The organism is Streptomyces sp. TRM64462, from assembly GCF_013362995.1.
Taxonomy (GTDB): domain Bacteria; phylum Actinomycetota; class Actinomycetes; order Streptomycetales; family Streptomycetaceae; genus Streptomyces.
Map to the genome: position 1 here is coordinate 12033 of NZ_JABWDV010000314.1, position 9133 is coordinate 21165.

The 9133-nt window shown below is 74.4% G+C and carries 10 protein-coding genes; 2 read left to right on the forward strand and 8 right to left on the reverse strand.

Annotated features, from left to right (window positions below; translation table 11 throughout):
• The 3 genes from HTZ82_RS15645 to HTZ82_RS15655 all read right to left on the reverse strand — a co-directional run.
• Positions 1-717, reverse strand: a 717-nt coding sequence (locus HTZ82_RS15645) for a class I SAM-dependent methyltransferase (protein WP_175410006.1), incomplete at its 3' end; no start/stop codon positions are given.
• Positions 718-773: 56 nt separating this feature from the next.
• Positions 774-3578 carry a SpoIIE family protein phosphatase/ATP-binding protein gene (locus HTZ82_RS15650; RefSeq protein WP_175409995.1) on the reverse strand — a complete coding sequence of 935 codons (2805 nt, stop codon included), beginning with the start codon at positions 3576-3578 and terminating at the stop codon, positions 774-776.
• A gap of 75 nt (positions 3579-3653) precedes the next feature.
• A complete protein-coding gene (locus HTZ82_RS15655; protein ID WP_254711885.1) occupies positions 3654-4829 on the reverse strand; it encodes a DUF5954 family protein in 1176 nt (391 codons plus the stop codon).
• Positions 4830-5033: 204 nt separating this feature from the next.
• Here HTZ82_RS15655 and HTZ82_RS15660 point away from each other — a divergent pair, with 204 nt between their 5' ends.
• Positions 5034-5318: a hypothetical protein gene (locus tag HTZ82_RS15660; RefSeq protein WP_175409996.1), complete on the forward strand. Its 285-nt coding sequence runs from the start codon at positions 5034-5036 to the stop codon at positions 5316-5318.
• 10 nt (positions 5319-5328) lie between these two features.
• On the opposite strand, the gene HTZ82_RS15665 is transcribed toward HTZ82_RS15660, so the two are convergent.
• From HTZ82_RS15665 to HTZ82_RS15685, 5 genes are all read right to left on the reverse strand, one after another.
• Entirely contained in the window at positions 5329-6303 is a 975-nt protein-coding gene (locus HTZ82_RS15665; RefSeq protein ID WP_175409997.1) for a hypothetical protein, read from the reverse strand.
• Positions 6284-7276, reverse strand: coding sequence for a sigma-70 family RNA polymerase sigma factor (locus HTZ82_RS15670; protein WP_175409998.1), 993 nt, complete (start codon positions 7274-7276; stop codon positions 6284-6286). The genes HTZ82_RS15665 and HTZ82_RS15670 overlap by 20 nt, the downstream gene beginning before the upstream one ends.
• 5 nt (positions 7277-7281) lie before the next feature.
• Positions 7282-7509: a hypothetical protein gene (locus HTZ82_RS15675; protein WP_175409999.1), complete on the reverse strand. Its 228-nt coding sequence runs from the start codon at positions 7507-7509 to the stop codon at positions 7282-7284.
• 320 nt (positions 7510-7829) lie between these two features.
• Positions 7830-8069 (reverse strand): hypothetical protein, encoded by a 240-nt coding sequence (locus HTZ82_RS15680; RefSeq protein WP_175410000.1) that lies wholly within the window; start codon positions 8067-8069, stop codon positions 7830-7832.
• Positions 8070-8170: 101 nt separating this feature from the next.
• Positions 8171-8377: a DUF2795 domain-containing protein gene (locus HTZ82_RS15685; RefSeq protein WP_175410001.1), complete on the reverse strand. Its 207-nt coding sequence runs from the start codon at positions 8375-8377 to the stop codon at positions 8171-8173.
• Positions 8378-8771: 394 nt separating this feature from the next.
• Here HTZ82_RS15685 and HTZ82_RS15690 point away from each other — a divergent pair, with 394 nt between their 5' ends.
• Positions 8772-9005 carry a hypothetical protein gene (locus tag HTZ82_RS15690; RefSeq protein WP_175410002.1) on the forward strand — a complete coding sequence of 78 codons (234 nt, stop codon included), beginning with the start codon at positions 8772-8774 and terminating at the stop codon, positions 9003-9005.
• The last annotated feature ends 128 nt before the right edge of the window (positions 9006-9133 follow it).

The following is a 9133-nucleotide window of genomic DNA, read 5'->3' on the forward strand; positions in this document are numbered from 1 at the left end:
CGCCACGACCAGCCGGCAGCGCGGCGATCCATCCGGACGGCGGCCCAGCGGCGTCAGCGGGACGAGGTCCACGGCGAACCCGGCCCGGCCCAGGTCGGCGAGCACGTCGGGCAGCCGGAAGGTCCGGTAGTACATGACGAACGGGGGCCGCCACAGCGCGTTGCGCACCCGCATCGCCGCGTCGAAGCCCCACAGCGTCCAGTACGCCCGCGAGCCCACGCGGGGCGGCGCCACGACCGGGAACGCGAACCGCCCGCCCGGCCGCAGCGCCGCGTGCACGCCCGCGAACAGGACCGGGCGCTCGGCCGGCAGGAAGTGCCCGAACGCGCCGAAGCTCACGGCCAGGTCGAACTCCCCGCGGAACCGCAGTGCCCGCGCGTCCGCCCGTATCCACTCCGGGTCCGGCCGGCCCGGCACCGCGGGGCGCGCGGCACGCGCCCGGGCCAGCATGCCCGCGCTGACGTCCACACCGGTCACCCGCGCCCGGCACAGTTCCCGCAGCAGGCCCGTACCGGCGCCCGTGCCGCAGCACACGTCCAGGCCGGCGTCGAACGGGCCCAGCGGCCGCAGCGCGTCCGCCGTCGCGTCGAGCACCGTGTCGGGGGTGCGGAACGGCGTCCGGTCGAACTTGGGGGCGAGGAGGTCGTAGCCGTGCTCGACGGACGACAGCGCCTGCACGGCCAGCTCCCGGACGGTCGGTCCGCCGGGCGCGAACAAAGCTTCCGTCACCTCCTCGGCCTGCCCCACCTGCCCCGCCTCCGCTGCTCGCGCCATCAGATCGGGTCCGTGTCGAGGGCGTCGAGGCCGTCGAGGTCCAGGCCGTCGAAGAGAAACGCGCCGCCGCGCCCGGCGTCGTACGCGCCGCTGCCGGCCAGTTGCTGCTCGGCCCAGATGACCTTGCCGGCGCCGGTGTAGCGGGTGCCCCAGCGCTCCGCGAGCTGCGCCACCAGGAACAGGCCGCGCCCGCCCTCGTCGGTCGTCGCCGCGTAGCGCAGGTGCGGTGAGGTGCTGCTGGTGTCGGAGACCTCGCAGGTCAGCTCGCGGTCGTGGATGAGCCGTACGTGCACGGGCGGTGCGCCGTAGCGGATGGCGTTGGTGATCAGCTCGCTGAGGACCAGTTCCGTGGTGAACGTCAGCTCCGACAGGCCCCATTCGTCCAGTTTCGCCGCGGCCGCGGCCCGGATCCCGGCGACGGCGCCGGGGTGGAACGGCACGTCCCAGTCCGCGACGCGCTCCGGGCCGAGGGCCCGGGTGCGGGCGATGAGCAGCGCCACGTCGTCCTTGGGGTGGGCGGGCAGCAGCGCGTCCAGGACGGCGCGGCAGCTCTCCTCGGGAGTGCGGCCCGGATGCGCGAGTGCCTGCCGCAGCAGCTCCAGGCCGACGTCGATGTCCCGGCTGCGCTCCTCGATCAGGCCGTCGGTGTAGAAGACGAGCTGGGAGTCCTCGGCGAGCTCCAGCTCGGTCGTCTCGTACGGTATGCCGCCCAGGCCCAGCGGCGGTCCGGCCGGGAGGTCGGGGAACTCCACGGTGCCGTCGGGGTGCACCAGCGCCGGCATGGGGTGCCCGGCGCGGGCGAGGGCGCAGCGCCGTGTGACGGGGTCGTACACGGCGTACAGGCAGGTGGCGCCCGTCATGCCGACGGCCATGCCGTCCCCGCCCGCGGCTCCCGCGCCGCTGCCGGGCGCGGCTCCGGCCTCGTCCTGGTCGATGCGGCCCACCAGGTCGTCGAGCCGGCCGAGCAGTTCGTCGGGCGGCAGGTCCAGGGTGGAGAAGTTGTGGACGGCGGTGCGCAGCCGGCCCATGGTGGCGGCGGCGTGCAGTCCGTGCCCGACGACGTCCCCGACGACGAGGGCGACCCGGCTGCCGGGCAGCGGGATGACGTCGAACCAGTCGCCGCCGACCCCGGACTGGGCGGGCAGATAGCGGTGGGCGACCTCCACGGCGCTCTGCTCGGGCAGGGCCCGGGGCAGCAGGCTGCGCTGGAGGGTGACGGCCATGGCGTGCTCGCGGGTGTAGCGACGGGCGTTGTCGATGGCGACGGCGGCGCGCGCGACCAGCTCCTCGGCGAGCGTGACGTCGTCCTCCTCGAACGGCTCGGGCTTCTCGGAGCGCCAGAAGTTGGTGACGCCGAGGACGACGCCGCGGGCCTTGAGGGGCACGGTGATCAGGGAGTGGATGCCGTACGCGACGATGGCCGCGGCCCGCTCGGGGTCCTGGGCCTGCCAGCCGGGCGCGTGGGACAGGTCGGGGACCAGCTCCGCCCGTCCGCTGCCGAAGCCGCGGGCCTGCGGGGTGGACGGCATGAAGGCGATCATGCGGCCGGTCGGGTACAGCGGCGAGTCCGGGCGGATGCCGCGCGACGCGGTGCGGCGCATGTCGGTGCTGCTGGCGGTGGGCTCCTCGCCGCGCAGGACCGGGTCGGCGAGGTCGACGGTGACGAAGTCCGCGAAGCGCGGCACGGCCACGTCCGCGAGCTCCTCGGCGGTGCGGACGACGTCGAGCGTGGTGCCGATGCCGACGCCCGCGTCGTACAGCAGGTTGAGGCGCTTGCGGGCGACCTCGGCGCGGCCGCTGAGGGAGCGCAGCTCGGTGGTGTCGCGGATGGTGACGACGGTGCCGGCCGGGCCGCCGTAGGGGTCGGTGGGGCGCTGGTTGACGGCGAGGAGCCGGCCGGCCGCGGGGACGACCTCGTCGGTGGCGACACGGCCCGAGCACAGCAGTCCGGCCATCCGGGGGTCGAGGCCCGGCAGGTCCTTGATGTGCCGGCCCTCGGCCTCGGGTGGCAGCTTCAGGAGCCGCTCCGCCTCGTCGTTGGCGAGGACGAGACGGCCGTCGCCGCCGACGATGACCACGCCTTCGCGTACGGCGTGCAGGACGGCGTTGTGGTGTTCGTACACACGGGTCATCTCGGCGGGCCCGAGGCCGTGCGTCTGGCGGCGGAGGCGGCGGGTGACGAGGGCGGTGCCGGCGGTGGCGACGACGAGTCCGGCGGCGCTGGTGCCGAGGATGACGGGGAGCTGCTGGTTGACGACGCCGGTCACGTTCTTCACCTTCAGCCCCGCCGAGACCAGCGCCACGACCTCGCCCTCGGGGTCGGTCACGGGGACGACGGCCTGCACCTCGTGGCCGAGGGGGCCGTCGACGCGTTCGGTGAGGACCTTTCCGGCGAGGGAGGGCTCGATGGTGCCGACGAACCGCTGCCCGATGCGCTCGGGCTGGGGGTGGCTGTAGCGGATGCCGTTGGTGTCCATCACGACGATGAAGTCGACGCCCGCCCGTTTGCGCGCGGTCTCGGCGAGGGGCTGGAGGACGCTCGCCGGATCGGGCTGTTCGAGTACGTCGAGCAGCCCGGGCGAGTGCGCGAAGGTCTGGGCCACGGCGATCGAACGGTTGCGCGCCTCGCGGTCGCCGTCGCTGCGCGACTGGAGCAGCAGGGCCAGGAGCGCGCCCAGCACCAGCAGCACGACCAGCGTCACCTGCAGGACGAAGACCTGCCCTGCGACGCTGCGTGGAAGCCTTTCGGCCAGTGACCGGACCGAGGCGCCGCGGAACCGGTCGAAAAAGTTGACCACGCTCATTTGTAACACTGCGCCCCGTGTCCGGCGCCAGCCCTCGGGGCCGGAACGCGGGCGCGGCCCCGGGGCGCGCGGGGGTCAGCCCTCGCGCAGGGCGCGGACGCGGGCCTCCTCCTCGTGGAACAGGGCGGCGAGCCGCTGGGCGTTCTCGTCGAGCTTGACGGGCGCGTTCTCGTCCTCGTCGTCGCTGATGAGGCCCTGTTCGCGCAGCTGCTGCTCCTGGACCATCACGGGCGGCTGCGGGTCCGGGTCGGACGGCCGCGGGCCCTCGGGGCCGTCGGGCCCGAACCGTACGAGGCGTTCGACCCGTACGACGCGGAAGCGGCGGCCCTCGACCTCCAGCTCGTCGGCGGGCTCGGCGTCGAAGCGGTCGGCCGCCGCCTTGTACGGGGCGCGGGCCTCGGCGTCGAGGCGCTCCTCCCACGGGATCATGACGCGCAGCTTGAAGGCGAGCGAGTCCCGTGCGGACTGCGGGGTCTCGCAGGTGGCGACGGAGTCGGGCCGCCAGTACCCGCGGTCGTACTCGGCGGTCATGAAGGTGGCCGGAAGCAGCACACCGCCCGGGTGGGTGCGGGCGGCGCGCAGCGAGTCCTCCTGGATGGCGCGCGGCACGGTGCCGGTCTTGCGGACGAGGGACAGCAGGTCGACCTTGAGGAGGCCCTCGGACATGCCGGTCGGGCGGGCGGGATCGAGGACGAAGCCGACGGTCGGACGGGGCCCCTGGTGGCTGAGGCCGGGCGCGGACGGGTCGAGGTCGGAGGTGCGGGGCGGCTCGGGGCCCTCCGTACCGGAGCGGATGAAGCACTCCGCGCGGACGACGCGGTAGCGGTCGCCGAGTACCGTCAGCTCGTCGAGGGTCTCCCACTCCATGCGCTCGGCGGCCCGCATGCAGAGGTCGTAGCCCTCCTCGTCCCCCGCCTCTCTCGCCTCGTGGGCGCGGCGGCGGAACTGCGACCCCATGCAGTCGCGGGCGTCCTGGGGCGCCTGCCCGGAGAACCCGTCGAGCACCTCCCAGCCGCCCTCCTCGCGCTCGCGTACGACGCCGAAGACGGGGGCTCCGGCGCAGAGCAGCAGGGGATACGTGTCGCGGGCCTGCCATGCCTCCAGGTCGGCCAGGGCGGCGAGCGGCTCGTCGGACGCGGTGACACGGACGGTGCGGTACGCGGGGACGCTGTCCTCCGGGCCGCCGGGGCCGCCGGGGCCGCTCGGGCTGCCGGGTCCGCTCAGCCCGTCGAGGCCGTTGCTGTGCTCCATGAGGTCCTGCCTCCTGATTCTCGGACTTCTCGGACTCGGCCCCAGCCTGCCGCCCGCCGGGCCGTCCCATGCGGGGAACGGACCAAACAATCCGCTCTGTTGGATGCGCCGCCCGCTCCGAGCGGGTCCGCACAGGGGGCAATTCCAGCCGTCCGACGCGGGTATGGTCCCCGCAGGGCGCGTGTGGGCGGAGGGGGGCGCGGCGTGGCCAAGCGGGAGTTCGAGCAGCGGGGCGTGCATATCCGGCGGGGGTGGCGGCAGTTGACGACGGCGGGCCGGGTCCGGGTGGCGGAGGGGCGGCTGACGCTCCTCAACAGCCGGGGCAGCGAGATCGACAGCGCGCCGCTGTCGGAGGTGCGGGTGCTCGCCCCCTGGTACGTGCCGCGGGGCTGCGTCCGCGCGGTCCTGGGCAGGACGGCGTACCTCCTGCGGCTCGGCCCGGCCCGGGCCCGTGACGTGGCGGACGCCGCGCACCGGGCGCGGGGCTGACGGCGCGGGGTCAGTGCGGGTGCGGGTGAGGTTCCGGGTGGGGATGCGCCTGACCGTGGCCGGAATGCAGCGGGTCGGGGCGCCGGGGCACGGGGCGGCGGGCCGCCTGGGCGATGGCGGAGCTGCGGGACCGGGCGGGCAGGCCGGCGGGGAGGGCCGTACGGCCGGCGGGGCCGGGTGCGGTCAGGGCGCGGATCCGGTCGGTGAAGCCGGGGTGCGGAAGGGGCAGGTCCAGGTCGTCGTCGACGTAGCGGACGGCGGCCGCGACGTACGTGATGACGGCGCCGACGGTGGCCGCGTCGGGCGTCGCGGTGCCGGCGTGCGCGGTTTCGGCGTGCGCGGTGCCGGCGTGCGCGGTGCCGGCGTGCGCGGTGTCGCCGGACGTGCGGGAGCCCTTGACCTTGAGTGCGCGCAGCACGCGCAGCATGGTGGGCAGGCTCGCGTCGGCGGCGATGTTCCGGCCGGGGCCGGTGAACCGTGCGGCGGGCGGCGCGACGCCGTCGTGGCCGGGCCCCGCCGGCTGCCGCGCGGCGGGGGCTGCCGCCTGGTCCTGCCACCAGGTCGCCTCGTCGGGCTCGCCGAGGGCGAGGTGGTGCAGGTAGAGGCAGTAGGAGGCGGCCGTGTCGCCGGCCCCGGCGGCGTACTGCCACCAGAAGCGGGCGGAGTCCTCGGCGTCGCCGAGCTGGAGGATGCAGCCCAGGACGCGCGCCCCGGCGGGTTCGGGGAGGACGCGGGTCACGAAGTCGCTCAGCGAGGTGACGGCGGCGGTCGTGACGAGCGTCTCGCACAGGGCCTGGAGGTCGTGGGCGGCGCCGCTCATGCGCTCCCGCGAGAGCGAGCGGGCAGGCCCTCCGCCCCGGACGGGTCCTCCGTCCGGGGCGGTCGGCCGCGGGGCGAGGCCTGGCTCGCGGGAGACGTCCGCGGGTGCGGAGGGTGTCTCCACGAGCCGGGCACGGGAGAGGAGTTCATCGATCGTTGAGGTCACCGGGGCGTCCCTCCTCGGCGGTGCTGTCGGTCCCCAGGGTGGCGCGCAGTCCGCGCCGGGCGTGCCGGGCGGTGGAGCGCACGGCGGCCCGCGAGATGCCCAGCTCGTCCGCGGCCTGTCCTTCGTCGAGTCCCCGCAGGTGCAGCAGGACGGTGACGTCCATCTGCCGTGGCGGGAGCCGGCTGACCGCCCGGAAGAGCGCCATGGACTCCTCCAGTTGGCCGACCGGGTCGAGGCTGCTGCGCAGGGCGACGGTGTCGAACGCGGCGTCGGCGAGCGCGGGGTGGCCGTCGCCGTCCTTCGGGGCGCGCTCCAGGACGGTGCCGCGCAGCACCTGCCAGGCGAACCGCTCCGGGTTCTCACTGGCGAGCGCCTCGTCCCACAGCATCAGCAGCAGGAACACGTCGTCCACGGTCCGCTCGGTGAGGGCGCGGCCGCGCAGGAACGCCCCGGCGTAGGCGGTGTAGTGCGGCTGGTGCAGCTCGCGGAACGCGGAGAATTCGAGCGGTAACGAGCCGGTGGTCACGGTCCCCAGGTCCCCGCCCTGGGACAGGCACTCGTTGATCCAGGCGGTGCGCTTGTCGGCCTCGCGCGCGGCCTGGACCCACAGCAGCCGTATGGACGCGTACGAGAGAACGGGCCCCGCACCCGTCCCCGTGGCCGGCCCCGCACCGGACCGCGTCCCGAGCCTCGTACCAGGGCGTGCGACGGGAGCGGACAGGCCCATGGCGACGTCGCGTGCGAAGGCCCAGCGCGGGTAGCGGCCCACGGCGCGTAGCAGTTCGGAGAGCTTCGACTTGGGCCAGCCGGTCCGGTCCTGGAGGTCGAGCAGGGTCATGCCGCTGGCGTGGAAGGCCTCGCGGAGCGGTTCGAGCCAGGCGCGGTGCGCGGGGCCGGTGCCGTCGGCGATCGGGCCGAGTCTGCGTCCCGGCTTGCCGCGCGGGAAGCGCTGCGGCACGGAGGGTACGTTCATCCGGGTCACTCCTCCTCCCCGTCCGCGGCGTGCGGTGCGCGGGGGGCGGGGCGCCGGCCGGCGGGGCCGGTGGGGCCGGTGGTGGTGTGCACGATGTGCTGCACGCCCAGCGCCACCGACGGGATCAGCGCGGTGATCGCCGCGATGGGCTGTCCCACGCCGATCATCACGGCGCTCAACGCGGAGAACACGAGAAGCGCCACGACGGTGACGCCGGTTCTGCTGTGCTTCATGCGGGTGTCCCTACACGTGACTGTCCGGAAGGCTCTGGCGCTTGCTGACGCCGCTGACGAGCCGCGCACCAGCATGGGGCGAGGGACGTGGGACAGGTGCTCGAAATCCGGATCCGGGAACAATGAGCGCCCCTGATGCGCCCTTTGCGGTGTGCGACCGCCGGGGCGCACGCCGTTCCGGGCCCGAGTGGCGGAATGTTCCCCGTTCTGCTTGCGCCGGGCTGCCCCTGTCCCGCCAATGGGAGGCGGGAAGCGGTCCTTTCTGTCCGGAAGGCTCGTTCGCGCCCCCCTCGTTGCTGCGAGGGGGGCGTTCCGGTGTGTCAGTAGCACCACCACGTGCCGTCGGGCGGCTGCGGGATCCAGGTGTAGAGGCCGCCGTCGGCGGGGCCGCGGCGGTACACGGCGGTCACCGCGTCGGCCCGGAAGGTGCGCACGCGCTGGGACTTGCCGTGCTGATCGGTGCGCTCCAGCACGATCTCGCCGGTGGCGGTGCGCCCTGCGGCGTCCGCTTCGATGACGGTGTCCTCGCCGTGGGCCAGGCGCAGCATGAAGACGGCCATGTTCGTCGTAACTCTCCGTACGGTGATGCTTCGGTGCTTCCGTGGTGCGGTGCTTCGGTGGTGCGGTGCTCCGGTGGTGCGAGCGCTGCGCGGCGGTCGGCTCAGAGGCCGATCGGGACGGCGGGCAGGTCCTGCCACACCTGGCGCAGTTCGGTGTACCGGCGGTCCGGCAGCTGCTCCAGCACCTCGCGGACCTCGGGACGGGCGCCCGCGGCGGCGATGAGCAGATCGCTTCTGCTGATGGCGCCGTTGGCGAAGACCCCGGTCAGGTGGTCGGCGATCTCGGTCCGGGTGACGTCGTCGGCCATGGTTCTCCCCAAGCGTGTACGCGCGTGAACGGATGGCGGCGTGGTGCGGTGACGTGGGTGCGGCGGTGGTGCGGGTGAGGGTCGATGCGGCCGCGCCGGGCGGCTCCTTCGCCGCCCCGTGCCGCGACACGGGCGGGGTCGGCGAGCGGCACCAATCTAACGCAGCCGCAAAGTCGGAAGGCAAGTCACGGACCCGTCGGCATCGATCGGTTGCCTGAATTTCGCGCAGGAGGACGAGGCGGACGCCCTCTGTCCCCCGGGCGTTAACCCGCACATCATGTGAGAGTCACGGCGCTGCCCCCGCGGGACCGCGGGCCGACACGGGGTGCCGCGGCGTGAGGATACGATCACGTTACGTAACAGCGGTTGTGGTGTGACGCAGCGGAGGTTCGCCATGTCAACGGTGACGCGGCAGGAGATCAGGGCGAGTACGCGCACCGCGTTCGGGGCGGGGTGGGTCGGCCGGGACCAGTTGTGCGCGGCGGCGCGCTCCGCCGGCGCCCGGCCCGAGGTCGTCGCGACGCTGGCGCGACTGTCGCCGCGCGTACGGCTGTGCGGCGCACCGGACCTCCTCCTGCTGCTGCCGTATCTGCCGGAGCTACCGGAGCTGCCGGAAGAGACGGACTAGGTCGTGTCCGGCGGATCATGCCTGGGCCGCGGGGTCTGGCACGCACGTCTGCGGCGTTGTCGTCGGTCGCGATGGCTCCGCCATCACTCCCTCCTCCGCCTTGCAGCCGCACGCACCAGACCCCGCTC

Bases quoted from the DNA above. Each gene is read 5' to 3' on its own strand.
- HTZ82_RS15650 (WP_175409995.1), bottom strand. From the start codon at position 3,578: ATGAGCGTGGTCAACTTTTTCGACCGGTTCCGCGGCGCCTCGGTCCGG.
- HTZ82_RS15655 (WP_254711885.1), bottom strand. From the start codon at position 4,829: ATGGAGCACAGCAACGGCCTCGACGGGCTGAGCGGACCCGGCAGCCCG.
- HTZ82_RS15670 (WP_175409998.1), bottom strand. From the start codon at position 7,276: ATGAACGTACCCTCCGTGCCGCAGCGCTTCCCGCGCGGCAAGCCGGGA.
- HTZ82_RS15675 (WP_175409999.1), bottom strand. From the start codon at position 7,509: ATGAAGCACAGCAGAACCGGCGTCACCGTCGTGGCGCTTCTCGTGTTC.
- HTZ82_RS15680 (WP_175410000.1), bottom strand. From the start codon at position 8,069: ATGGCCGTCTTCATGCTGCGCCTGGCCCACGGCGAGGACACCGTCATC.
- HTZ82_RS15685 (WP_175410001.1), bottom strand. From the start codon at position 8,377: ATGGCCGACGACGTCACCCGGACCGAGATCGCCGACCACCTGACCGGG.
- HTZ82_RS15690 (WP_175410002.1), top strand. From the start codon at position 8,772: ATGTCAACGGTGACGCGGCAGGAGATCAGGGCGAGTACGCGCACCGCG.